At 69.3% G+C, this 23,282-nt stretch carries 21 protein-coding genes and 1 other annotated feature; of the genes, 8 read left to right on the forward strand and 13 right to left on the reverse strand.

Annotated features, from left to right (window positions below):
- Positions 1 to 103: 103 nt before the first annotated feature.
- From F8A92_RS12295 to F8A92_RS12305, 3 genes are all read right to left on the reverse strand, one after another.
- On the reverse strand, positions 104 to 1,399 hold the full coding sequence (locus tag F8A92_RS12295) for an MFS transporter (protein WP_153505458.1): 1,296 nt from the start codon (positions 1,397 to 1,399) through the stop codon (positions 104 to 106).
- Between the two features lie 137 nt (positions 1,400 to 1,536).
- A complete protein-coding gene (locus F8A92_RS12300; RefSeq protein WP_194291476.1) occupies positions 1,537 to 3,216 on the reverse strand; it encodes a long-chain-fatty-acid--CoA ligase in 1,680 nt (559 codons plus the stop codon).
- A gap of 158 nt (positions 3,217 to 3,374) precedes the next feature.
- Positions 3,375 to 3,995 (reverse strand): hypothetical protein, encoded by a 621-nt coding sequence (locus F8A92_RS12305; RefSeq protein ID WP_153505459.1) that lies wholly within the window; start codon positions 3,993 to 3,995, stop codon positions 3,375 to 3,377.
- A gap of 70 nt (positions 3,996 to 4,065) precedes the next feature.
- On the opposite strand from F8A92_RS12305, the gene F8A92_RS12310 reads away from it, so the two are divergent.
- On the forward strand, positions 4,066 to 4,425 hold the full coding sequence (locus F8A92_RS12310) for a TraR/DksA family transcriptional regulator (RefSeq protein ID WP_153505460.1): 360 nt from the start codon (positions 4,066 to 4,068) through the stop codon (positions 4,423 to 4,425).
- Positions 4,426 to 4,433: 8 nt separating this feature from the next.
- Here F8A92_RS12310 and F8A92_RS12315 read toward each other — a convergent pair whose 3' ends face one another.
- Positions 4,434 to 5,960 (reverse strand): class I adenylate-forming enzyme family protein, encoded by a 1,527-nt coding sequence (locus tag F8A92_RS12315; protein ID WP_194291477.1) that lies wholly within the window; start codon positions 5,958 to 5,960, stop codon positions 4,434 to 4,436.
- A gap of 314 nt (positions 5,961 to 6,274) precedes the next feature.
- Between F8A92_RS12315 and F8A92_RS12320 the strand changes: the two genes are divergently transcribed.
- From F8A92_RS12320 to F8A92_RS12330, 3 genes are all read left to right on the forward strand, one after another.
- A complete protein-coding gene (locus tag F8A92_RS12320; protein ID WP_153505462.1) occupies positions 6,275 to 8,131 on the forward strand; it encodes a DUF2075 domain-containing protein in 1,857 nt (618 codons plus the stop codon).
- A gap of 223 nt (positions 8,132 to 8,354) precedes the next feature.
- Positions 8,355 to 9,386, forward strand: coding sequence for an LLM class F420-dependent oxidoreductase (locus tag F8A92_RS12325; RefSeq protein ID WP_153505463.1), 1,032 nt, complete (start codon positions 8,355 to 8,357; stop codon positions 9,384 to 9,386).
- An 11-nt stretch (positions 9,387 to 9,397) separates the two neighbouring features.
- Positions 9,398 to 10,015: a pyridoxamine 5'-phosphate oxidase family protein gene (locus tag F8A92_RS12330; RefSeq protein WP_153505464.1), complete on the forward strand. Its 618-nt coding sequence runs from the start codon at positions 9,398 to 9,400 to the stop codon at positions 10,013 to 10,015.
- A gap of 36 nt (positions 10,016 to 10,051) precedes the next feature.
- Here the strand turns inward: F8A92_RS12330 and F8A92_RS12335 are convergent, their stop codons facing one another.
- Positions 10,052 to 11,107: a helix-turn-helix transcriptional regulator gene (locus F8A92_RS12335; RefSeq protein ID WP_153505465.1), complete on the reverse strand. Its 1,056-nt coding sequence runs from the start codon at positions 11,105 to 11,107 to the stop codon at positions 10,052 to 10,054.
- 113 nt (positions 11,108 to 11,220) lie between these two features.
- On the opposite strand from F8A92_RS12335, the gene F8A92_RS12340 reads away from it, so the two are divergent.
- The 3 genes from F8A92_RS12340 to F8A92_RS12350 all read left to right on the forward strand — a co-directional run bounded on the left by F8A92_RS12340 (position 11,221) and on the right by F8A92_RS12350 (position 13,142).
- Positions 11,221 to 11,634, forward strand: a complete 414-nt coding sequence (locus F8A92_RS12340; protein ID WP_153505466.1) for a nuclear transport factor 2 family protein — start codon at positions 11,221 to 11,223, stop codon at positions 11,632 to 11,634.
- A gap of 69 nt (positions 11,635 to 11,703) precedes the next feature.
- A complete protein-coding gene (locus F8A92_RS12345; RefSeq protein ID WP_153505467.1) occupies positions 11,704 to 12,336 on the forward strand; it encodes a DUF2461 domain-containing protein in 633 nt (210 codons plus the stop codon).
- A gap of 122 nt (positions 12,337 to 12,458) precedes the next feature.
- Positions 12,459 to 13,142, forward strand: coding sequence for a hypothetical protein (locus tag F8A92_RS12350; RefSeq protein WP_153505468.1), 684 nt, complete (start codon positions 12,459 to 12,461; stop codon positions 13,140 to 13,142).
- Positions 13,143 to 13,359: 217 nt separating this feature from the next.
- Here F8A92_RS12350 and F8A92_RS12355 read toward each other — a convergent pair whose 3' ends face one another.
- The 6 genes from F8A92_RS12355 to F8A92_RS12380 form a co-directional block, all read right to left on the reverse strand.
- On the reverse strand, positions 13,360 to 13,719 hold the full coding sequence (locus F8A92_RS12355; RefSeq protein WP_153505469.1) for an iron chaperone: 360 nt from the start codon (positions 13,717 to 13,719) through the stop codon (positions 13,360 to 13,362).
- Between the two features lie 273 nt (positions 13,720 to 13,992).
- Positions 13,993 to 16,473: a CHAT domain-containing protein gene (locus tag F8A92_RS12360; RefSeq protein ID WP_228389410.1), complete on the reverse strand. Its 2,481-nt coding sequence runs from the start codon at positions 16,471 to 16,473 to the stop codon at positions 13,993 to 13,995.
- 168 nt (positions 16,474 to 16,641) lie between these two features.
- Complete coding sequence (locus F8A92_RS12365; RefSeq protein ID WP_153505470.1) at positions 16,642 to 18,285, reverse strand: S8/S53 family peptidase; 1,644 nt, start codon at positions 18,283 to 18,285, stop codon at positions 16,642 to 16,644.
- A gap of 78 nt (positions 18,286 to 18,363) precedes the next feature.
- Positions 18,364 to 18,831: a hypothetical protein gene (locus F8A92_RS12370; protein WP_228389411.1), complete on the reverse strand. Its 468-nt coding sequence runs from the start codon at positions 18,829 to 18,831 to the stop codon at positions 18,364 to 18,366.
- Entirely contained in the window at positions 18,828 to 19,442 is a 615-nt protein-coding gene (locus F8A92_RS12375; RefSeq protein ID WP_228389412.1) for an RNA polymerase sigma factor, read from the reverse strand. Before F8A92_RS12375 ends, F8A92_RS12370 begins: the two co-directional genes overlap by 4 nt.
- A gap of 307 nt (positions 19,443 to 19,749) precedes the next feature.
- Positions 19,750 to 20,523 (reverse strand): SDR family NAD(P)-dependent oxidoreductase, encoded by a 774-nt coding sequence (locus tag F8A92_RS12380; RefSeq protein ID WP_153505472.1) that lies wholly within the window; start codon positions 20,521 to 20,523, stop codon positions 19,750 to 19,752.
- A gap of 194 nt (positions 20,524 to 20,717) precedes the next feature.
- Between F8A92_RS12380 and F8A92_RS12385 the strand changes: the two genes are divergently transcribed.
- Complete coding sequence (locus tag F8A92_RS12385) at positions 20,718 to 21,236, forward strand: nitroreductase family deazaflavin-dependent oxidoreductase (RefSeq protein WP_153505473.1); 519 nt, start codon at positions 20,718 to 20,720, stop codon at positions 21,234 to 21,236.
- Between the two features lie 44 nt (positions 21,237 to 21,280).
- On the opposite strand, the gene F8A92_RS12390 is transcribed toward F8A92_RS12385, so the two are convergent.
- Together F8A92_RS12390 and F8A92_RS12395 are read right to left on the reverse strand one after the other, a co-directional pair.
- Entirely contained in the window at positions 21,281 to 21,769 is a 489-nt protein-coding gene (locus F8A92_RS12390; protein ID WP_228389413.1) for an SRPBCC family protein, read from the reverse strand.
- 144 nt (positions 21,770 to 21,913) lie between these two features.
- A protein-coding gene (locus F8A92_RS12395; RefSeq protein ID WP_153505475.1) for an IS3 family transposase occupies positions 21,914 to 23,157 on the reverse strand; the annotation gives its coding sequence in 2 pieces (ribosomal slippage) (positions 21,914 to 22,869 and positions 22,869 to 23,157; 1,245 coding nt in all).
- Positions 22,742 to 22,870 (reverse strand) — a sequence feature (AL1L pseudoknot). (Overlaps the previous gene by 129 nt.)
- Positions 23,158 to 23,282: the final 125 nt, after the last annotated feature.

A 23,282-nucleotide genomic window follows, 5' to 3' on the forward strand; every position in this document is an offset into this window, starting at 1 on the left:
CCACTCCGAGGACCAGAACGCGGCCGGACGCCGACGCGCCACGCGGCAGCCCGTGCCGCAAAGGAGCGCCTCTACGAGGACCGCTGCAGGCGAAGCCCGCGAGCTAGGCCTGAGCGTGGCCGGTACGGCGTGACCACAGCAGGACCGGGACCAGCAGCAGCGCGAGAAAGCCGCCGGCGATCGACAGGCCGCTGTAGGACGTCGCGGACATGACCATGCCGGACGCCGCGCCGCCGCCGGCTCCGGCGAGCGCGATCAGCACGTCGATGGTGCCCTGGATCTTGGGCCGGTTCTCCGGGACGGTCGCGTCGACGACCAGCGCGGTGCCGGATATCAGCCCGAAGTTCCAACCGAGACCCAGCAGCGCGAGCGCGAGGATCAGTAGCCCGAGCGAGTCCCCCGGCGCGAGCGCGGCGACGACGCCGGCCAGCAGTAGCGTGATTCCCGAGGCGACGGCCATCGGCGTCCGGCCGATCTTGTCGACCAGGACGCCGGTGACCAACGACGGCAGGTACATCGAGCCGATGTGCACGCCGATCACGATGCCGACGTCGGCGAGGCCGTGGTGGTTCGCGCGCATGTGCACCGGCGTCATCGTCATGATCGCGACCATGGCGATCTGCGACAGGATCATCACCGTCGCGCCGACGTACGCGCCGACTCCCGGCTTGGGAATGACCACGGGCTCGTCGGTCGGCGGCAGCGACGCCTTCGCGTGCTCCTGCAGCCGGCGGGCGAGGAGGAACGGGTCCGGGCGCAGCAGGGTGACCAGCACGGTGCCGGCGGCGAGGTACGCGACGGCAGCCAGCAGGAACGGGCCGGCGAGCGCGGGGATCCCGAGCCGCACCGCCAGGCTGCCCATCGGCTCGATCAGGTTGGGGCCGGCGACCGCGCCGAGGGTCGTCGAGACCATCGCGATGCTGACCGCGGTGCCGCGCCGGGCCGGCGCGGCGAGGTCGGTGCCGGCGTACCGCGCCTGCAGGTTGGTGGCGGTGCCGGCGCCGTAGACGAACAGCGAGAGGAACAGCAGCGGGATGCTGGCGGTGACGGCCGCGACGATGACGCCTATGGCGCCGAGCCCGCCGGCGCCGAACCCGGCACCGAGCCCGAGCCGGCGGCCGGAGCGCTGGGTGAGCCGGCCGACCAGGAACGCGGTGAGCGCGGAGCCGAGGGTGAACAGCCCGGTCGGCAGGCCGGCGAGGCCCTCGGTGCCGAGCATCTGCTCGGCGAGCAGCGCGCCGACCGAGATGCCGGCCGCCAGGCCCGCGCCGCCGAGCACCTGGCTGAGCATGACCACGCGCAGCGTGCGCCTCTGGACGCGCTCGGGGTCGACGTGGACGCCGTCGATCGTCGCCGGCGAGAGTCCTTCGAGCGCTGCCACGGTGTCGGTGTCCTCCATTGGTGCGCCGCGTGTGCAGCGGCGTCGTCCCCCATCATCGCCGATGCGCGACCGGGCTCGGACGTGCAGGTGCGCTCACCCGCACCGGAGCACGACGCAGCTGCGCACCCTCGGCATGAACCGAACGCCGCGGCGGGTCAGGACTCCTGCAGCAACGCCGCGACGTCGCGGCGCAGTACCTTGCCCATCGGGTTCGTCGGGAGGGTCTCGAGGACGAACACGCGGCGCGGGACCTTATACGGGGTCAGCTCTCCGCGGACGTGCGTCCGCAGCGCGTCGGTGTCGACCTGTGCGCCCTCGGCGGCCACCACGGCAGCGACGACCTCCTCGGCTCCGTCGGCGCTGCGGATCCCGACCACCGCGGCATCCGCCACGGAGGGGTCCCGGCGCAGGACGTCCTCGACCTCGGACGGGTAGACGTTGAATCCACCGGTGACGATGATTTCCTTGATCCGGTCGACGATCGTGATGAAGCCGTCGGCAGCCATGGTGACGATGTCACCGGTGCGGAACCAGCCGTCGTGGAAGGCGGCCGCGGTCTCCTCGGGCATGTCTCGGTAGCCGTCGAAGAGCTGGGGCCCGCGGACCAGCAGCTCGCCACGCTCGCCGAGCGGGACGTCGCGGTCCGCATCGTCGGGGTCGACGAGGGGGACGTCGGTGTCGGGGAACGGGACGCCGATCGAGCCGGGTCGGCGAGTCGTCGCCATGGGGTTGCCGATGACGACCGGGGAGGTCTCGGTCAGGCCGTACCCCTCCACCAGCAGACCGCCGGTCGCAGCCTCCCAGCGCTCGACGAGTGGCGCATGGACGGGCATCGCGCCGGACAGCGACCACTTGATCCCGCGGATAGAGACGCCCCGCTTGTCCGCCTCGTCGACGATCTTCGCGTACAGCGGCGGGACCGCCGGCAGGAACGACGGAACCTCGCGCTTGATCGCGTCCATGACCACGTCGATCTCCGGCTTGGGCAGCAGCACCAGCTTGGCGCCGAGGGACAGGCCCAGCAGCACGCTGACCGTCACGCCGTACGCGTGGAACAGCGGGAGCGCGACCATGACGGTTTCCCGGCCGGGCACCATTCCTGGGACCCACGCCTGCCCCTGCAGCACGTTGGCCACCAGGTTGCGGTGCCGCAGCGGGACGCCTTTCGGCTGGCCGGTGGTCCCGGAGGTGTAGAGCAGCAACGCGACGCCCTCGGCGAACGGGCGCGGGTACGCATCGTCGAGCGGGTCGCTGGCCAGCAGGGTCTTCCAGGGCAGCGCGTTCGGGGCCGGCGCGTGCAGCTTGTCCCGGGCCGCCCGCGCCTTGGCGAGGGGCAGCCGCAGCGCCAGACGCTTGGCGAGCGGAAGCTCGGTCGTGAGATCGACCGCGACGACGTGCTCGAGCGCGGTGTCGGACCGCAGGGATTCGATGACCGGGACGACCTTGTCCCAGACGATCGCGACGCGGGCCGCGTGGTTCACGAAGGGCGCTCGCAGCTCGCCGGCGGTGTAGAGCGGGTTGTGCTCGACGACCATGGCTCCCAGGCGCAGGACGGCGAGGAAGGCGATCACGTTCTGCGGACAGTTGGGCATCACCAGCGCGACGTTGTCGCCGGCCTTGACGCCCAGCGCGCGCAGTCCTTCGGCGACCCGACGCACCGCGTCAGCCGTCTCGGCGTACGTCCTCGACCGGCCCAGGAAGTCCAGCGCCGGTCGTCCAGGGTGCTCGCGGACAGCTGACTCAACCAAATCGATCACCGTTGTGTCGCCATATTCCAGCGAAAGCGGGACGCCGGGAGCGTAGGACGCTGCCCACACGGGGACCTGAGCTGACATCGACAGGCCTTTCCGGCACAGGACAGATGGAGGATGACGACGGTTCAAAACTACCTCGGGTCGAGGGCGTCGCTTCCGCCGAGCAGTGCAGAGCTTCCCACGGTGCCGGCCCGCTGCGCTGCCTGCGCGCGTACGGCGGAGCTCGGACCCGGGCAGCGTCAGCGGACGCGTGCTGAGCGCGGTGGCCGAAGGCCGCTCTCCTTGAGCTCGAGCTCGCCGAGGGCCCGGATGATCTCCGGATCCTTGGCGCGCCAGCGACCGGCCGGGTCGTCGTCGATCCGGGCGAGGACGTGCATCGGCTGGGTGGCCAGGGCGCGCAGCGCGAACAGGTCGAGGTCGGCGTTGGAGTCGATGAACCGCTGGCCGGCGCTCGCCCGGCGGGCGAAGCGGTAGCGGCGCGGGAGGTAGTACGCCGCCCAGATAACGATCGGGATGGCGGCGATCAGCAGGCCCAGCCAGAACGCGAGGGTCGCAACGGCGTCCGCGGTGTTGCGGCCGGCGTCCGCGATGCCGTCGGCCGCGTCGCGGGCGGCGTTGAACGGCGTGGCGACCTCGTCACCGACGACCGGCACGCCCTCGAGCTTGTCGCCGGCGTCATTGAGCGCCTTGCTCAGCCCGGTGGCCGAGGCGTCGATCTGCTGGCCCGGGGTCGTCAGCGACATGGTCGCGTCGTGCACGACGTTGCCGAGCCAGATCCACAGCACGACCCACCCCACGAGGAGCAGGTCACCGGCGATCTGGCGGGTACGGCGGACCGGGGTGGCGGCATACAGTCTCATGCCCCCATCGTGCCTGGAGTGCGCCCGGTGGCGTGGCCACTCGTGCAGCCCGGGTTCATAGAGTGGGCGCATGGACGACGAGCTTCAGCAGCAGCGCACGACGTTGCTCGAGCTGCGCGTGGACGCGGCGGAGCGGCTCGCCACGACGTCCCGGATGCTCCAGTCGCTGCTCGCCGACCGGGCGGGCGCCAACGACGACGACGAGCACGACCCGGACGGCGCGACACTGTCGTCGGAGTGGTCGCGGCTCACCGGGCTCGAAGAGGCGGCCGCGGCAAAGCTCGCGCAGGTCGACGACGCGCTGGCGCGGCTGGACGCCGGCACCTACGGCATCTGCGTCAGCTGCGGGCAACCGATTCCGGCGGCGCGCCTGGAGGCGCGTCCGTTCGCCGAGCGCTGCGTGCGGTGCGCGGAGAAGTTCGTCGGCTGACGAGCGGCCTACCCCTGGCCGTCCTTGGCCTTGTCGCGCAGCTCGTTCTTGCGGATCTTGCCGATCGACGTCCGGGGAAACTCGTCGACGAAGTGCACCTCGTGCGGCACCTTGAACCGGGCCAGGCTGTCGAGGCAGTGCGCGCGGAGCTCCTCGGCGTCCACGGACTGCCCCGGCACCACCTGCACGAAGGCGACGATGCGCTCGTCCCTCCAAGTGTCGGGCACGCCGACGACGGCCGCGTCCGAGACGGCCTGGTGCGTCGTCAGCACCCGCTCGACCTCGGCGGAGGCGACGTTCTCGGCCTTGACCTTTATGACGTCCTTAGTGCGGTCCAGGAAGTAGAAGTAGCCGAGCTCGTCCATCATCATCGTGTCGCCCGTGCAGAACCGGCCGTCACGGTTGGTCGCGGCGGTGATGTCCGGGTCGCGGTAGTACTCCTCGAGCCGCGGGCTGCCGATGTAGCGGGCCTCCCCCGGCTGGCCGGCCGGCACCTCGCGGTCCTCCGCGTCGAAAACCGCGATGTCGATGCCGGTCTGCGGCAGGCCGATCGACCGCGGGTTGCGCGGTAGGTAGGGCGGGCAGCGGGTGCCGATCGTGGCGTCCTCGGTCATGCCCCACAGGTTGATCAGCGGTACGGCGTAGCGCCGTTCGAACTCGTCGATCTCCGCGTCGGCGAGCGCCATGCCGAACAGCATCATCCGCAGCGAATGCCGCGCGTCGCGGGACTGCTCCGGCAGCTGCATGAGCTGGCGGATCGGGTTGGCGACGAGGCTGCCGACGGTGATGCCGTAGGTGCGGACCTGCGCCCAGTACCGGGTGGCGTCGAACGCCTCGGCGAGGACGAGGGTGCTGCCGGTGACCACCGCGCACAGCAGCGACAGGCTCATGGCGTTGATGTGGAAGAGCGGCAGCACGCAGAGGCTGCGGTCGTCCGGGCGGAGCCGTTGGTGCTGCGCGTTGACCTCGCCGGAGAGCACGAGCGCCTGATGGCTGAGCACGACGCCCTTGGGGCGAGCCGTCGTCCCGGAGGAGTACATCAGCACGGCCGGGTCGCTCGCCGCGACGTCGACCGCCGGCGGCTCATCGTCCCTCATGTATGTGGCTAGATCGTCGGTGCAGATGACTTCCGGCGTCTTGCCGCTGGACAGCTTCGCGGCTTGGGTGGCAACCTCCAGCCGGCCGGGATCGCAGATGATCGATGCGACCTCCGCATGCTCGAGCACGTACTGCAGCTCGTCGATGGCGTACGAGGCGATTGTGGGTGTCGCGATCGCGCCGAGCCGCGCGATCGCGAACAGCCCCACGACGAACTCGGGCCGGTTCACCATGTGCAGGACGACGTGGTCGCCCTTACCGACGCCGCTGCGCGCGAGCCCCGCAGCCAGCCGGCCGGCTCGCTCGTGCAGGTCACCGTACGACAGCTCGGTCCAGCGGCCGTCGGTTGATTCGAAAATCAGCGCGATGCGGTCGGCATCCACCTCGGCGCGATGCGCGAGGACATGGTTCAAGGTCAGGTTGCCGGTGGCCAGCATGCGCGTGATCCTTTCGCAGAGTCCCGTTGCGCGCCAAGTTACCCAAGCCACATCCCGATGGCGAGCGGCGAACGATGTTAGCCATACGAGTCGCCGCATGATTTCGGCAGCGTCGCGAGGCGTCGCCAACCGCTCGGAGGTCGCGCCCGAACGCAGACGCCCAAGATCGGCAACGACACCTCATCCTCACCGCCGACCTACCGGGAGACGTGGGGCCGTTCCGGTTAGAGTGACCGAGTCAACGCGGATCGACGAGCTTCCAGTTACGGACACGCTCCCCCGCACGCTTATGTCGTGCTGCCCGGGAGTTTGTTGTGTCGTCGCTGCTGCGCTGTTCCGCAGGCAGTTTCTCCGCACTCGAACTGAACCTCGAGGCACGTCTTGCAGAGCAGATGAAGCACTCCACCGGGCGGTATCCGTCGCCTGGCGAGCGGCGATCCTGGGCTCGCAGCCTGCCGGTTCTCGCATCCGACCTGTGCGATGCGGGACTCGCTGAGGTGGAGATGCTTGTCGAGTTTCAGCTGCCACTCACGAGCAAACGCGCCGACGTGGTCCTGGCGGGGCTCGACCACAGCGGCAACCCTGCCTACATTGTGATCGAGCTTAAGCAATGGTCGGAGGCGGAGCGCTTTGAGGACAGCGAAGAACTAGTACTGGTGGGCGGATATGGAAGTCGGCCGGTCACCCATCCCACGCGCCAGGTTAGCAACTACGTCGAGTACCTCAGCGACTTCACCGCGACGCTGGCGGGCAAGGCCGACGCCGTTCGAGGGATTGCCTACCTCCATAACGCAACCGACAACGGCGTGAGTGATCTGCTCGAGGTAGCTCAGGCACCGGAAGGGCGATTGTTTACGGGGCAGCGCCGCGCGCTGCTACGTGAGTACCTGCAGCAGGTCTTTTCGTCCGCGAGTGGTGCGAGGGCCGCTGACCAGCTCTTGGCAAGCGCGATTCGACCATCCCGCCAGCTGATGGCAGTCGCAGCCGACGAAGTGCAGAGACGTGAGATGTTCACGCTGCTTGACGAGCAGAGGGACGCGTACAACTACGTGCTGCACCATGTCAAGAAGGCGTCGCATCTGAACACGAAGACGGCCGTGATCATCTCGGGTGGGCCTGGCAGTGGCAAGAGCGTCATTGCCCTTTCGCTCATGGGTGAACTGAGCCGGCAGGGACGGACGGTCATCCATGCGACCGGCTCCCAGTCCTTCACCAAGACTCTGCGCAAGGTCGCCGCAGCGCGAAACCCGCGTGTGCGAAAGACCTTCCTCTACTTCAACTCATTCATGTCGATGGAGCCGAACTCGCTCGACTGCGTGATCCTCGATGAGGCGCACCGAATCCGCGAAACATCGGTAAATAGATATACGCGCGCGGAATTGCGGACGGAACGCCCGCAGATCGACGAACTGTTGTCCGTCTCGCGCACCCCTGTCTTCCTTTTGGACCAGTTTCAAGTTGTGCGTCCGGGCGAGATGGGCACGATCGCCGAGATCCGGACGGCTGCGGCAGCCCAAGGCATCGATGTCATGCAAATCGACCTCGACGATCAATTCCGATGTGGTGGTTCCTTGGAGTACGTCCGTTGGGTCGAGGGGATCTTGGGGCTGGGCGGGGCGCCTATGCACGCCTGGCCAGGTGATGAGCACTTCGCCGTCGAGGTGATGGAAAGCCCCGAGGAACTGGAGGCGTGGCTCGCTGCGAAAAACTCCGCCGGCTACGGGGCTCGTATGAGCGCGGGCTACTGCTGGAGGTGGAGCGATCCCCGTCCCGACGGCTCACTAGTGCCGGATGTGCAGATCGGCTCGTGGTCGAGACCATGGAACTTGAAGGGCGACCGCTCGATCGGGGGCGTACCTCCTGCGCCGCTGTGGGCGACGGACGCGGCCGGCTTCGGTCAGGTCGGCTGCATCTACACCGCGCAGGGGTTCGAGTACGACTTCGCCGGTGTAATCATCGGCCCTGACCTCGTATGGCGTGACAACTCGTGGCAAATCGTGCGCGCCGCCAACAAGGACCCTGCGTTGCGGAGCCTGACCCAAGTCTCCGATGAGCAATTCGACCGACTCGTCAAGAACGTCTACAAGGTTCTCTTGACGCGCGGCATGCAGGGCGTCGGAATCTACTCACCTGATCGCGAGACGCTCGACCATATCGCCGGCCTCATTTAGCCGGACTTCTACTCCGTGCCCGGTCAAGGGTTACCTGCGATCACAAGCCGGAGGTACAAGTCGGCGACGACGTATCGGGTGAGCTTCATGCGATACGTTCGAGCGGAAGCAGCTAGATCGCGCGCCCTACAGCGCCCCATGTTGATCAACGTGGGCCGCATCGATCTCGACTTGCGGGAATCGACGCACGTCGTCTCTCAACGCAGCACGAAAGGCATTCCAGATGAAGATCGACGGGAACGTCGGCGGACCGGTCAACAGCGACGCGGTCGTCAGCCTCACCGACATCGCTGCGCAGGCCCAGGCTGCGGAGGAAGTCGGGTACGACGGGGTCTGGACCGCCGAGACCAGTCACGACCCGTTCCTCCCACTGATGGTCGCCGCGGAACGTTCCTCCAAGCTCACGCTCGGCACCTCCATCGCGGTGGCCTTCGCGCGCAACCCGATGACGGTGGCGACCACCGCCAACGACCTGCACGCCTACAGCGAGGGCCGCTTCATCCTCGGCCTCGGCACCCAGATCAAGGCGCACATCGAGCGCCGCTTCAGCATGCCGTGGTCCGAGCCGGTCAAGCGGATGCGCGAGTTCATCGGGGCGCTGCACGCGATCTGGACGTCCTGGGAGACCGGCGACCCGCTGCGCTTCCACGGCGACTTCTACCGGCATACCCTGATGACCCCGATGTTCTCCCCCGGCGTGAACCCGTGGGGGCGCCCCGCGGTCATGCTCGCCGCCGTCGGACCGAAGATGACGGCGGTCGCCGCCGAGGCCGCCGACGGGCTGCTCGCGCACGGGTTCACCACCGAGCTCTACATGCGCGAGGTGACCATCCCGCAGGTCGAGGCCGGGCTGCGGACGTCGGGCCGCACCCGCGAGCAGTACACCGTCAGCTACCCGGGGCTGATCGCGACCGGCACCGACGAGAGGTCCTTCGAGGCCGCCTGCCGCGGCGTCCGCGGGCAGATCTCCTTCTACGGCTCCACCCCGGCGTACCGGGGCGTCCTCGACATGCACGGCTGGGGCGACCTGCACGAGGAGCTGCACGCGCTCTCGCTGCGCGGCGAGTGGCAGACCATGGCCACCCTCATCGACGATGACGTCCTGAACACCTTCGCGGTCGTCGGCGAGCCGGAGCAGATCGGGCCGGAGGTCCTGCGCCGATTCGACGGCCTGGTCGACCGGTTCAGCATCTACGCGCCGTACGACCTCGACGACGCCGTCCGCGCCCGGATCGTCGCCGACCTGCACGCGTAGGGTGTGCGGTCATGGTTGACGACCGGCTGAAGGTCCGCTCGTACCCGCAGCGGGCGCGATACGACCTCCAGTTCGCCGCCGAGGTCCTGGACGCCGGGCGGATCGGCCACCTCGCGCTGACCCGCGACGGCTTCCCGCATCTCGTCCCGATGATGTTCGTGCGCGTCGACCGCGCTGTGCACGTGCACTGCCGCGCCGGCACCCAGCTCGCGACCGATCTCGCCGGCGGCGCGCGGGTGGCGTTCGCGGTGACGATCGCGGACGGCGTGGTGCTCGCGAACGAGGTGCGCTTCCACTCGATGAACTATCGGTCGCTAGTCGTGCACGGCGTCGCTGAGGAGGTCACCGACGAGGCGGCCAAACGGGCGAGCTTCGACGCGCTCGCCGAGCACGTCTGGCCGGGACGCCGCGGGCTGTCCCCCGCCACCACCGAGCAGCTGAGCACCGTCGCACTGTTCGCGATCCCGCTCGTGGAGTTCAGCGGCAAGCAGCGCACCGGTCCCCCGCTGGCCGGCATCACGCCGCGGCCAAACGTGTGGACCGGGCACGTCGACCTGCACGAGTCCCCCGGCGCCTTCCACCGGGCCGTCGACGGCGCCGACGCGCCGGAGCCACCCTGGCCGTTCTGACCGCACGTGCTGCGGGCGAAAGTCAGACGAGCTCGCTCAGCGACGGGGCGCCGGCTCGAATGGGCCGATCTGACGCTGGTGCAGGTGCGCCACGAGCTCGCCGCGCGTGCCGACGCCGACCTTCTCGAAGATCGACTTGATGTGATCGCGGACCGTGTGCGGGCTGAGGCCGAGCTCGCGCGCGATCTTCTGCGTGGTGCCGCCCTGCGCCACCCGGCCGACCACCTCGATCTCGCGCCGGGTCAGGCCGTAGCCCTCGAGGATCATCGGGATCACGTCGGCAGGCCGCGCGGGCTCCACCACGATGGCGACGTTGCCGTCCGGTCCGCTCAGCGGCGCCGAGGTCACCCGCAGCCAGCGACCGGCGGCGCCGTACATTCGCGTGGCCAGGGTCGACGAGCTGCCGCTCGAGCGGGCCCGGGAGGCGACGGCGCCGAGGATCGTCGGCAGCTCGCCGTCCATCCCGCGGGTGCGCAGCGCCTCGAGGAGGGGCTCGGCGGCCGGCGAGGCGCTCACCAGCTGGTTCGTCGGGCCGACCACGACGACCGCGCAGTCGCTGCCGCCGGCGTCCGGACCCATCGCGGTGACCGCGGCGCGAAGCAGCCGGGCCGCGACGGGAGCCAGCGCCTCCACGGCGGCGGCTTCGGCCTCCGGGAACGGCCCGTCCACGGCGGCGCGGACCAGCGAGGCGACTCCCCAGCAAGACGAGCCGACGCAGAACGCCACCCGCAGCTCGTCGGCCGCCCCGAGCGGGCCGTAGATCTCCCAGGTGGACGCGCGGGTCACGTCGCCGTCCGTGGCCTCCACGAGGGTGGCGACGTACCGCGGGCCGCGCGCCAGGTCGACGAACTTGTTGAACCCCGGCACCAGGATCTCGTGGTGCCAGTACGGCTGGCAGACCGCCGGCTCGAAGCCCTTGATGGCCGCACCGGATCCCGGCAGCAACGTCACCGGGTCGACCGTCATCACCGCCGCCCAGTCGAAGCGGGTGACCAGCTCCAGCGCGTCCAGCACCTCCCGGACGGCGGCGTCCAAGTTGGCGTCGTGCGCCCTGGCCAAGCGGTCGCGGGCCCGGGCGAGCGCGTCCTCCATGAACCGACGGTAGTCCCGCAGGCCGTTCGCCACACCCCCTCAATTGCGGGATTCAGCCGCCGGCTGTGCCGTCCTAGCGTCAGGACCACAAAGACCCTTAAGGAGGACCCGACATGACCCCGCATGCGATGGACCAGCTGATCGAGGCGCACCTGGCGGCCGAGAACGCCGGCGACCTGGACGCCGCCGTGGCCGTCTACACCCCCGACGTCGAACACGACGTGGTCGGGAACCCGGACGGCGCCAACCACGGCGTCGCGGCCGCCCGCGACTTCTACGGCCACCTGCTCTCCGACATCCACACCGAGACGATGGAGCCGGTGCGAACCCTCTACGGCGAGGACCACTGCACCATCGAGCACCTGTGGAGCGGGACCGTCCCCGGCACATTCATGGGCGTGCCCGGCAACAACCGGCACATCTCCTTCCGGCTGCTGCACATCTTCGAGTTCCGCGACGGCCTGATCAGCCGGGAGAACGCCTGGCTCGACGCGGGTGCCATCGTGCAGCAGCTCAGCGCACCGTAGAGCTACCGTCTCGCTGTCGGGGTCTCGGGTGAACCGAGGCGAGGAGGCGCGGACGCGTACGCTGCGGCCATGGATTTCCAGGGCTTCCCCGTCGCCGCGTTGGACTTCTACGAAGACCTGGAGCTGGACAACACCAAGTCGTTCTGGGAGGCGCACAAGCAGGTCTACCTGGAGTCCGTACGCCGGCCTATGGAGGCGTTGATCGAAGCGCTCTCGACCGACTTCGCAGGCGAGAAGGTCTCCGTCTTCCGTCCGTACCGGGACGTCCGGTTCGCGAAGGACAAGACGCCCTACAAGATTCACCAGGGCGCGTTCGTCAGCGTCGGGCCGCGCACCGGCTACTACGTGCAGATCGGCGCCACCGGCGTACGGCTCGCGTCCGGGTTCTACGACGCCACAGCCGAGCGGCTGCGCCTGATCCGCCGCGCGATCGACGACGAGCGGCACGGCGCCGCGTTGGAGAAGATCCTCGCGAGGCTGAAGCGCGCGGGCTGGGAGATCGGCGGGACGACGCTCAAGACGGCGCCGCGCGGCTGGGATTCATCGCACCCGCGCATCGACCTGCTGCGCCACAAGACGCTCACCGCGCGCCGCGACTACGGCTTCGACGACGTCATCCACACGCCCGAGCTCGTCGACCGGATCCGCGCGCACTGGCGGGAGACGACCCCGCTCATTGAATGGATCAGCACCCACGGCTGAGACACTCGGGCTGATCCGTTCGGTGGACTGGTTCAGCGCGGGCGTCCGCTACCCGATCGCACGCGCTCATATCTGCCTCCGATCAGATTTCGCCTGGTGCCGACGCGCCGTATGGTGCAGCTATGGCGAACTCAAGCTCACTCAGCGAATTGATAAGGACCTATCGCGCGGAATCACTCAACGATGACCCGACGGACACCGCACCAGCGGGCAGCGAACCGAGCTGGGACTACTGCTATCGCTGGTTCAACTTCGACGGCCGCGCGCCCCACGATGAGCGTCGTGACTGTCTAGAGCTCGGTTACTACCTGGCGAACTGGGGGATGTTCCGTGGTTCGGGAGTTTTGATGAGGACAAACCTCGCCGCATTGCGAAACACGATTTCCGTCATCGATAGTCACCACGCGGACATGCGAGACGTTGACATCGTAGGCTCCGACGACGAGTGGGCCGCGCTCGATGCCACGTATGAAGCGCTCGAGAGCGCGCTCCCGGGAAACCCGTCGCCTACGCTCATTACAAAGGTAATGCTCGGCGTTTGGGGATGCGTCCCTGCCATGGACACCTACGTTCTGGCCGGCATCAAGGACCTGAGGAGCCGCGCCCGCAAGACTGGGCTCGAAACCTTCAACAGACGGTTTTACGACTATCTAAGCCTTCTTCGTCATACACACGCCGACGAGATAGAGGAACATCGAAACGCCGACCTGCATTCGTTCGGCGAGCCTTCCACCTCGGCTACTCGGCTACCGGCTGGCAAGATCCTCGACATGTATCTCTTTCAGGTCGGCAGGAAGACCTCGTGAGTGCCTGATTTACCAAGAAGGGCTATGCCGCAACCCCCGAGGGATCATCGCCGATCGCCGACCACCATCGTCGGCGGTTCAGCGACCCGCCGGTCGACTTAATCCGCCACAAACAGTGCTGCATGGGCGCAGGCGAGAGTATCGCCTGAGCCAGTCCTGCAGCGTCCCGGAGACTTGCTCACCTCGCCGACCGACAGACCACCCTCGCCGTCGTAGCCTACTTCCCCGTCTGGGCTAGCTTCGCTTCGATCAAGCCGCGGCACAACTCCTCCGGCACATCCTGGTCGTAGGGAATCTTCAGGAATCCGGCGCCGTGCTCGTACCCGGCCTCGGTCACCTCGTTCTGGTGCTCGACGAAGAACTCCGGGTCGAAGCGCAGCGAGCAGTGCTTGCCGAACGCCTGCAGCATCCACTGCTGCCCTTCAGCGACGTACGCCGGTTGGTTGAAGCGCAGCTCCTCGCTCACCCGCGGCTGGTAGCTTCGGCTGATCTCCCGCAGCTTGTCCAGGTGCGGACGCTGGTGGGGCTCGAGCGAGCTGAAGAAGTCCTCGACGCTCTTTCGCTTAGGTGCTGGCATTCCCTGAGGTTAGCGTCGGCGACCTCGACGTGCCTAGTCGCTGAAGCTGGGCAGAGCAGAAGGGACCGGCGGCCTCCTGTCGGCTGCCACCGGCCCCCTCGGGGGCTCACTGGTCACCAGTCGTCCCCTGCGAACGACGAGTCGCCGTGCCCCCTCGATGCGGGAAAACATCGCGCGGCGACGCTCCATGGAATCCCCCGATTTCCCGGTGCTGTCGTTCTGTGGACTAGGAGCCGGCGCGGGGCGCCCTGATACGCGCATCGCGAAGTTTTTTCACAACCCGTCACCGTGGCATTGGAACGGCCCCACGATGCCGGTTCGCTCAGACGCCTCGCGCAACGCCAGCGCCGGCGGCCGACCCGCGGCCAACCCGTCATGGATCGCTCCCAGCAGCGCGCACGCGTCGTCATCGGCGACCAGGACCGGAGAGGCGATGACGCACCGAACCCCGGCATGCAACCACGCCTGCGTCATGCCGATTGCCTCGGCACCCCAACGCACTGTCGATCGTCCGAGCTCGCACGCAGAGAGGATCACGATGTCGGGTACGTCGCGGACCCGGTCGATGTCGTAGCCGAACAGGGCACCGTCGGCGAGCTCGAGCCCGGAGAAGAGTGCGTTATCGGCGGCATGACGGCCGTGCGCAGCGACATGCAGGACGTCAACCATGCCGGCGAGCTCGGCGACCCTCTCGACTGTCGCGTCGGCGTCCCGGATCAGCACCGGCCGCTCCCACGACCGCGCCGCCTGTTCCACCTCGGCCACGCCGCGATCGACGCGCACGCCCACCGCGAATCCCGCTCGCGCCTGCGCGCTCCCGCCGGCCGAGCGGCCACGCACCCACTGCGTTGCCGATGCCGCCAACGTGAACGTGCGACCTCGCATCGCCGGCAGCATCGCCCAGGGGATCCCGGACAGCAGGCCCGGGACGCAGAGCACCACTTTCGATGCGTCGGCCACCGACAGCGGGCCGTCGAGGATCGCCGCCGACAGACCATCAAGCCGCCGGGCCAGTGATCGCGCGATCACCGCAGCGACCGGACTGTCGCGCACGGCGGCGCTGACGTCGAGGTCCGACCGCAGCCCCGGTAGCACCCTGCGGATGCCCTCGACGTCCGGGATGTCGACCACCACATCCCTCGACGATGTCGACACGACACACACCATCCCCGCGGGGCTGAACACGTACGACAGCATCGCGGTGTCGTCATCGAGCGCGCGGCGTACGGCGTCGAGGTCGACCAGGTCGGCCGCCTGTGTCTCTCGGGACGACGACCAGTGGTGCTCGCGAACCCGGTCCGCCAGCTCGACGGCGCGCGGGTCGGCGAGCCAGTCGGACCCGGCGAGATCGGCGCGCAGCATGCGTAGCCCGGCGAGCTGCTCGGCGACCTGGGGATCGCGCGCAGGACGCAACGGCGCGTGGCGCTGGGTGAGCCGCCGTGCCCGCTCGGACCATTCGAACAACACCTGCGGCCGATGGGCACGGACGGCGGCGCCGAGCCCGGCCATCATCAACCCGTTGCCGTGCATGCGCAGCGACGTCTGCAGGTCCAGGCTGCCGAACCTCGACCGCCACGCCTCCAGCTCGTCCAGACCCTCGGCCGCGGCGCGCAGCGCGTCCCGGTCACGTCCGGCGCGGACCGCCCGCTCGACCCGGATCTCATGCCGAAGCAGGCGCACCTCCAGGCTGTCGGTCTTCCGCGGCGGCCGCGGTCGGCCGACAGCCTCCCCACGTCGCGCGCGCCACAGGTCGTGCGACAGGCGCAGCGCCGCCGCGTCGTTCCGCAACCGCGCGCCGTCCAGCTCCGCCGCGACCCGCTCGACGTCGCCCGCGCTCCATCGGCGGCGTCCGGCCGGGATCGTGCGCCCCTCGTCATCGGCGCCTCCGGCGGCCAATGACGCCCGCAGCGCGACGCCCTCCGCCCGAGCCCGCCACGACTGGTCGTCCACGGCAGCGAAATGGCGCGCGGCAGCCCGGGCGGTCCTGGCTGCGGCCGCCGCATCGTGCCGAAGCAGCGAACGCGCCAGGTGGAACTCGGCCTCGGCGCGGGCGTGCGCCATCCGGTTCGCGGCGAAGACCTTCGCCACGTGCGCGAGGGTCGCCTCCGCCTCCCGGACCTGACCGGCGTCCCGCAGGACCTCCGCGCGGTCCATGTCACCGATGGCAGCGTTCCCCGGCGAGATCGCCGCGATCACCGGTCGCGCGGCGAGCATCTCCTGCAACGCCACGATCAGATCGCCGCGCAGCAGCGCGACGTACCCGAGGTTGTGCTCCGCCTCAGCCACCTCCGCCGGCGTCCCGTGGATGCGATACAGCTCGGCCGCGGAGGCGAGATCAGCGGTGCTGGCCACCAGATCACCGCGCTGCATGTAAAGCACGCCGCGGTTCATGCGCAGGTTGGCGACGGCCACCGGATCGTCCACTATGCCGTCGATCGCCCGTCCAAGCCAGGGCAGCGCCTCGTCGAACCGTCCCTGGTTCATCAGCAGGCTGCCGAGCTGGCCGGCGAGCACGCTCGCCGTGCCGGCGCTGACCCCGTCCAGCGCGAGCGCCTGGGTGCAGAGCTGCTCCCCCGAGACCGCATCGCCCATCTGCGACACCACCATCGCCAGCGTTCCCGCGATCCGCGCCGACAGATTCGGCTCCGCGGCGAGCGCCCGCGCCTTGGTCAGCGTCCGATGCGCAGCCGGGTACCTCCGGTCGTTGCTGAGCTGAAGTCCCCGCTTGTACAGCTCGCCGGCCGAGATACTCACGCGCTCAGCATGCCCTGCCGCAGCCCGAAACGGCGAGCTCCCGGCTCACCGCGTCTCGACGTCGCTCGTTCCTCGCTCGCTCGACGACCGTTGAGACGCTCCCGGCTCACCGCGTCTCGACGTCGCTCGTTCCTCGCTCGCTCGACGACCGTTCGGGCGGGCGACCGCTCAGGTGCCTTCGGCGCGGGCGGTGCGGGCCGCACTGATCGCGTCGGGTGCCGGCTCCGCGGCGTTCGGACGATCACCGAGCACCGCCGCGACCTCGCCGGCAACCAGCGGCGCCGCGAAGGAGGTGCCACTCCAGACGGCGAAGCCCCCGCGGAAGTCCTCTGGGCCGATGGTCAGCCGCCGCAGCTCGTACTTGTCGTCGCGCGCCGACGGCTGCAGGCCGCCGCTGAACGCCGGCAGGATGCTCACGATGGCCGCGCCCAACGCCCAGGTGCGCACCCACGGCCCGACGTTCGAGAACAACGCCGTCGTGTCGCAATTCGGGTTGAGCGCCCCGACCGAGTAGTGCTCGGCGGCGTCGGGGTCCGGGTCGATGCCGTTGTCCGAGCCCGGCCACGCCCAGAGCGACGCCGGGAACGTTGGGCGGTCGGTGGCGTCGTTGCCGGCCGAGACGACGACGGTCGTGCCGAGCCGGCGCAGCGCGTGCAGCAGGTCGTAGAGGTCCCGCGAGTAGAGCCCGTCCTGCGGTGTCTCGTGGTAGTAGCCCAGCGACATGCTCAGCACGTCGATCGGCCGGCCGCCCTTGCGGCGGTGGCGGTACCGGTACTGCAGGACCAGCAGGTCGGTGATCACCCTGATCAGGTGTGACTCCTCGACGATGCCCAGCGCGTTCGCAACCCGGATCGCCAGGATGTCGGCGTCTGGCGCGGTCTGCCGAATGATCCCGGCGATGAACGTGCCGTGCCCCGACACCGGGTCGATCTCGCCGTCGAGCGGTCCGTACAGGTCGGGATAGACCTCGGGGTCGGCGTCGTCCGTGAGCCCGATCGATCGTCCGTCGACCTGCGGGTCGCGATCGACGACGTCGTCCGGCAGCCAGGTGTGCTCCCCCGCCCCGGTGTCGAGAACCGCGACGGTCGCGCGGCGCCGTCCGCGCTTGATCGGTGTCCGCACCGGCCCCGGGCCGACCCACGCGACGGGCTGCCGCCCACCGGACCCGGCCTCGGCGTACTCGCCCACCGGGTTGGTTCGCGTGTACGGGTTCGTCCGAGTGAAGGGGTTGGTTCGGGTGTACGGATTGGTGCGGGTGTAGGGATTCAGACCGATCGGGTCGATGGCGAGCACGTGATCCAGGGACACCCGATCCACCCCGGCCGCCCGCAGGACGTCGCCGATTCGCGAGGGATCAGCCCGACCGTCCCCGAACGCCTCGACGAGCGCGTCGCGCCGGATCCGCTGCAGTACCCGCCACGCGTCCGGCAGCGACGGCGACACCCCGCGCTCCAATTCGTCGGGAGTCGTCAGCTGCACGCGCAGGACGTACGGCGCACCGGCGACCTCGGCGGCCGGCACCCGTGACTCGGGAGCCAGGGGTGTGCCATCGAGCTCCTGCGGCGCCACCCCCCACCCGAACGCCGCCGCGGCGCGGGCCACCCGCTCGATGGTGTCGCTGAGCAACGCGTCGACCTCGCCGCCGTTGACCAGCAGCCGATGCGGCACGTACACCGTCGGGAACGCCTCGATCCCGTCCACCGGCTCGGCTCCCGGGTCCAGCAACGTACCCGGGGTGATCGAGCCCCGCGCCCGGTCCTGCCAGGACCATCGTGGGGGCTGCGGGGAATCGCCTGCGCTACCTGCTGGCATGGCTGCTCCTTCTGTCGTATATCAGGAATCTGCGGCGCCACTGGCGAGCGTCGGAGATCGTGACCTGCCGGTCGGTGACTACACCTCGAACCCGGACGTGATCACCGACGTCTCGCCGCCGGACGCCCCGGGCTCGAGGGTGACGCGTAGTCGAACGATGCCCGCCGGTACGTCGTCGAAGGCGAACCGCCCGTCGTCGACCTCCGCGCGCCACTCCCTCGAATCCTGAATGAGGTGCACCTCGGTAGCGACACCGGCGATCCAGCCGTCGATGCGGCGGCCGCCGGAGACCGACTCACCCACCTGGATCAACAGTGTCGTCGAGCCGTGGGTGAACCGCAGGATCAGCTGGTCGGTATCAGCGCGCACTGCCGAGGTGTCGGACTCCACCAGCGTCAGCAGTGCGTACTCCTCCGACAGCCCGGCCGACGCCACCGCCGCGATCATCCGGTCGGCGAGGCCCTCAGGAACGGGGTCGCCGATCTCCCAGGTGCGCCGCACCGCCTCCAGCAGCGCCCGCTCGTCGTCTGGCCGTTGGCTCGTCATGCGGGCTCCTCCTCAGCGATCGCGGCACGCAGCTTGTCCAAGCATCGGCGCCGTGTGGGACCGATCGATCCGACCGGCATACCGAGGGTGCCGGCGATCTCCCGGTAGTCGGGCCGCTCCTCGAACGCGACCACCCGCAGCAAGTGGCGACAACGTCCGTCGAGCCGGCCGACCGCCGACCAGACGCGCCGGTCCCGGTCGGAGAGCGCTGCACTGTCCTCGGCCGAGTCGACGGCCGGCAAGTGCGCCTCGAGGACCACCGGCTCGGACGGCGCCGCCTGACGGCCTCTGCGGGCGACCCGCCAGGCCTCCCGGCGGGCGCAGGTGGTCAGCCACCCCGCGACCGCACGCTCGTCGGCGATCGCGTCCCGGCTTCGGACGAACGTGAGCCACGTGGCCTGGACGACGTCCTCGGCCTCCGCCTGCCCCAGCCCGTAGGAGCGCACGACGTGCCACAGCACCGGCGTCATGCCGCGCACCAGATCATCCATCGCCCGCGGATCGCCGTCGCGTACCCGCAGGAAGTCGGCGGTCGCGCGCGCCCACGTCGATCCGGGCGTCCGCTCGGGATCGTCCGGTTCGTCATGGGGTCGCGCGGCGGGCTCACTCACGATGCTCATTGTGACCACATCGATCAGGAGTGCGCGAGCACGTGGCCTGATACATAGACCCCGTCCCACACTCCCCCGCGCCTCGGCGGTGGGCCGTGGGACGACGCCTCGGCGAGGCGCGTTCCCGGTGTCTCGTGAGAGCGGGGCTTCCGATGTCTCGGTGGACGCCGCGGCGGGTCCGGCGGAGAGTGTCGCCGAGGCGCGCCATTCTGCGGTGGAGTAGGACACGCTAATGGGGAGTTATCGTGTCCTACTCCACCGCAGATCGGGAAACGACGGACCTCGGTGGCTCAGTGGGCGGGTCCGGTCAGCCGGCTTCGATGCCTCCGCCGACCGTGAAGGCCGACCCCGTGCAGAAGGACGCCCGGTCCGACAGCAGCCACACGACCATCTCGGCGACCTCCTCCGGCGTGCCGTAGCGCGACATGGGCACCCGCTCCATCCGCTTCGCATTGACCTCCGGCAGCGCACCGGTCAGCGCGGTCATCGGCGTCGTGACGTAGCCCGGGCACAGCGCGTTGATCCGGATGCCGGTCTCGGCGTACTCCAACGCGGCGGCCTTGGTCAGCCCGATCACGGCGTGCTTGCTCGCGGTGTACGGCGAGGCGCCCGCCAGCCCGATCAGCCCCGCGACCGAGGCGGTGTTGACGATCGCGCCGCGGCCACGCTGCTCCATCCGCTGCAGCTCGGATCGCAGGCAGAGGAACACGCCGTCCAGGTTCACGCTCGTGACATCGCGCCACGCCTGCAGCGACGTCTGCGCCGTGAGCGTGCCCGGCGCCCAGTCGCGGCCGCGCGCGACGCCGGCGTTGTTGAACGCGCCGTCCAGCCCGCCGAACGCGTCGTCCGCCGCCGACACCATCGCCTCGACCTGCGCCTCGTCGGTGACGTCGACCTCGAGGGCGATCGCCTTCCCGCCCGCCGCGGTGATCTGCTCGACGGTCTCGTCGGCACCGCTCTTGCTCATGTCGGCCACGACGACGGCGGCACCTTCGCGCACCGCCGCGAGCGCGGTGGCCCGGCCGATTCCCGACCCGCCGCCGGTGATCAGCACCGACTTGTCCTCGAGCACCCTTGTCATCTGCGGCCTTCTCTCTCGCTATGGCGGCAGCGACACGGGCCACTGCCTATCGCGGCAGCGATCCGGAGCGCTGCCTCCTCGACGCCCGAACACTATCGTCACCGCGCGCTTCGGGACAGAATCGTGGGACGGCGCCGACACGCGCCTCGTGCCGCGCATGCCGGCGGCCGGCGACGAGGAAGTGCGGAGACGACATGCGGCGAGACCTCACCCGGTGGCTTCGCCGGCTCATCGCGCCGCTCTCCCGCACGCGGCTGTTCCGGCGTACCGCACCGCACTGGCTGCCGCCGCTCGAGCGCGCGCTGGCGCGGCTTACGGGCGGCCGGCTTCAGGTGAGCGGGATCCTCGTGCCCTCGCTCGTATTGCACTCCACCGGTGCACGCACTGGGACGGTCCGCGACACGGTCCTGATGTATACGCCCGATCCGGACGGCGGGGCCGTCATCGCCGGCACCAGCTTCGCGCGCGAGCGCCATCCCGGATGGTCCCACAACCTCATCGCTCACCCGGACGCCGAGGTGAGCGTCCGCGGCCGGCGGTTCCCCGTGCGCGCCGCGCTCATCACCGACGAGCGTGAGCGGGGCGCCACGTGGGCCCTCATCGAGCGGCAGTGGCCCGGCTACCGCGCGTACGAGCGGGACTCCGGACGTACCGTCCGGCTCTTCCGCCTCCATGCGACCGACGACCCGCCCTCCCGATTTCGTTACCGCTGACTCGGTGAGCGGGCCGTGGGTAACGAAATCGGCGCGGGTTGGGGCTACGACTTGCCGGACTCGACGATCTGCTTGATCGACGCCAGCGTCGCGGGGATGCCGCTCAGTGCGGCGTCGCGGCGGATCTCGAGCTCGGCCTCGGCCTGCTCGCCGTACGTCTTGTCGAAGAACTCGAAGCCCTTGTCCTGCACCTGCCACGACTCCATCAGCGTCGTGCCGTCGCCCTCGGGCGCGAGGGTGTACGACCAGCGGACCGCCGCGCCGCCGACCAGCCAGGTGAACTCGCGCGGCTTGTCGGCCGCGGTCACCAGCGACTTGGTCTCCCAGACGCGGTCACCGGACTCGTTGCGGCCGTGGAACCAAGCGCCCTCCTCGGGGCCCGTCGCCGGCTCCGCCCACCAGCACTCGCGGCAGATCGGGCTCCACTCGCCGGTGCGCTTGATGTCCGTCACGACGTCCCACACCTGCTCGGGCGTGGCGTCGATGAAAATCGACTCCGAGTGGGTGTAGCGATCCTGGTCCGCCTTTTCCATTGCCGTCATGGTGCAGCTCTCCCGTCGACTTCTCGCCGGTAGGTCCGGCGTCGTCGACATCCTCGCACGGACTCCGGTCACCGGCATTCGACCGCACCACGTCTTGAACCGCCCCGGCGTTTTCGGAGGCTCTCGGTTGGGTCTCTATCCGGTCGGAGCGAGACGGTTTTGTGCAGCGTAGTGGGCGGCCTCGGCTTCCAGGGGCGTGAGGTCGTCGACGGCTTCATTGATGCGCTCGTTGTTGAACCACCAGACCCAGTCCAGGGTGCTCAGCTCGACGTGCTCGAGGTCGCGCCATGGCCCGTCGGGGCGGATCAGCTCGGTCTTGTAGGTGCCGATGAGTGATTCGGCCATCGCGTTGTCGTATGCATCGCCGACTGACCCGACGGAGGCGTCGACGCCGGCTTCGATCAACCGGCTGGTGAACGCGAACGAGGTGTACTGGCTGCCGGCGTCGGTGTGGTGCACCAGGCCTGCGAGATCGTCGATACCGTCGCGCTGACGGGTCCAGATCGCGTGCTGCAGAGTGTCCAAGACCAGGCTGGTGTCCATCCGCTCAGCGGCGCGCCACCCACAGATCATCCGCGAGTAGGCATCGAAGATGAACGCGACGTAGACCGTGCCGGACCACGTCGCGACGTAGGTGAAGTCCGCGACCCACAGCTGATTCGGCGCGGTGGTCGTGAAGTCGCGATCGACCAAGTCCGCCGGCCGGTCGCCGCACGCATCGGGGACCGTGGTGATGAACCGCTTGCCTCGCATCGCGCCGATCCAGCCGTGCGAGCGCATCAGCCGCTCGATGGTGCATCGCGCGACGTCGTGGCCCTCGCGGCGCAAGTGCAGCCATATCTTGCGCGCCCCGTACCGGCGCACGAATCGCTTGGTGCGCGCCAGGCGGATCAGCTCGGTGACCTCCTCATCACGCACGGCACGCTTCGAGGGCGCGCGATCACGCGCGTCGTAATAGGTGGAAGGGGCGATCCTGACTCCGTGCTCGCTCAGCACGCGACAGATCGGCTCGACCCCAAACACCTCGCGGTGCTCGTCGATGTAATCGACTAGAACCTGTGTGGGCGGTCGAGCTCCGCCGCGAAGAAAGCCGAGGCCGACTTCAAGATCTCGTTCGCCCGCCGCAGCTCGGCATTCTCCCGCTTCAGCTCGCGGATCTCCGCGAGCTCCTGCGTGGTCTTGCCCGGCCGCGAGCCAGCGTCGATCTCACCCTGACGGATCCACCGCCGCAGGCTTTCCGGCGACTTGATACCCAGCTTCTGGCTCACCGAGCGGATCGCCGTGAACTCGCTGTCGTAGCTGCCCTCTTCCAGAGCCTCAGCGACCATCCGAATCGCGCGCTCCCGCAGCTCACGGGGATACTTCGTGGGACGTGCCATGACCTCATCCTCCATTAATGAAGTCTCCGGACATCCCGGGGCGGTTCAATCACGCAGAGAGGCACTCCGTAGGTGAAGCGTAGCCGTGTTCCGAATCTGGTCCTTGATCCCGTCCGCGAGTCGCT

This window comes from Cumulibacter manganitolerans (genome assembly GCF_009602465.1).
In the GTDB taxonomy this organism is placed as follows: Bacteria; Actinomycetota; Actinomycetes; order Mycobacteriales; family Antricoccaceae; genus Cumulibacter; species Cumulibacter manganitolerans.

Excerpts from the sequence above, each read along its gene's own strand:
- F8A92_RS12355 (WP_153505469.1), bottom strand. The coding sequence starts at position 13,719 with ATGCCAGCACCTAAGCGAAAGAGCGTCGAGGACTTCTTCAGCTCGCTC.
- F8A92_RS12345 (WP_153505467.1), top strand. The coding sequence starts at position 11,704 with ATGGATTTCCAGGGCTTCCCCGTCGCCGCGTTGGACTTCTACGAAGAC.
- F8A92_RS12340 (WP_153505466.1), top strand. The coding sequence starts at position 11,221 with ATGACCCCGCATGCGATGGACCAGCTGATCGAGGCGCACCTGGCGGCC.
- F8A92_RS12370 (WP_228389411.1), bottom strand. The coding sequence starts at position 18,831 with ATGACGAGCCAACGGCCAGACGACGAGCGGGCGCTGCTGGAGGCGGTG.
- F8A92_RS12325 (WP_153505463.1), top strand. The coding sequence starts at position 8,355 with ATGAAGATCGACGGGAACGTCGGCGGACCGGTCAACAGCGACGCGGTC.
- F8A92_RS12305 (WP_153505459.1), bottom strand. The coding sequence starts at position 3,995 with ATGAGACTGTATGCCGCCACCCCGGTCCGCCGTACCCGCCAGATCGCC.
- F8A92_RS12380 (WP_153505472.1), bottom strand. The coding sequence starts at position 20,523 with ATGACAAGGGTGCTCGAGGACAAGTCGGTGCTGATCACCGGCGGCGGG.
- F8A92_RS12310 (WP_153505460.1), top strand. The coding sequence starts at position 4,066 with ATGGACGACGAGCTTCAGCAGCAGCGCACGACGTTGCTCGAGCTGCGC.
- F8A92_RS12295 (WP_153505458.1), bottom strand. The coding sequence starts at position 1,399 with ATGGAGGACACCGACACCGTGGCAGCGCTCGAAGGACTCTCGCCGGCG.
- F8A92_RS12335 (WP_153505465.1), bottom strand. The coding sequence starts at position 11,107 with ATGGAGGACGCGCTCGCCCGGGCCCGCGACCGCTTGGCCAGGGCGCAC.
- F8A92_RS12300 (WP_194291476.1), bottom strand. The coding sequence starts at position 3,216 with ATGTCAGCTCAGGTCCCCGTGTGGGCAGCGTCCTACGCTCCCGGCGTC.
- F8A92_RS12315 (WP_194291477.1), bottom strand. The coding sequence starts at position 5,960 with ATGCTGGCCACCGGCAACCTGACCTTGAACCATGTCCTCGCGCATCGC.
- F8A92_RS12330 (WP_153505464.1), top strand. The coding sequence starts at position 9,398 with ATGGTTGACGACCGGCTGAAGGTCCGCTCGTACCCGCAGCGGGCGCGA.
- F8A92_RS12350 (WP_153505468.1), top strand. The coding sequence starts at position 12,459 with ATGGCGAACTCAAGCTCACTCAGCGAATTGATAAGGACCTATCGCGCG.
- F8A92_RS12385 (WP_153505473.1), top strand. The coding sequence starts at position 20,718 with ATGCGGCGAGACCTCACCCGGTGGCTTCGCCGGCTCATCGCGCCGCTC.
- F8A92_RS12365 (WP_153505470.1), bottom strand. The coding sequence starts at position 18,285 with ATGCCAGCAGGTAGCGCAGGCGATTCCCCGCAGCCCCCACGATGGTCC.
- F8A92_RS12390 (WP_228389413.1), bottom strand. The coding sequence starts at position 21,769 with ATGGAAAAGGCGGACCAGGATCGCTACACCCACTCGGAGTCGATTTTC.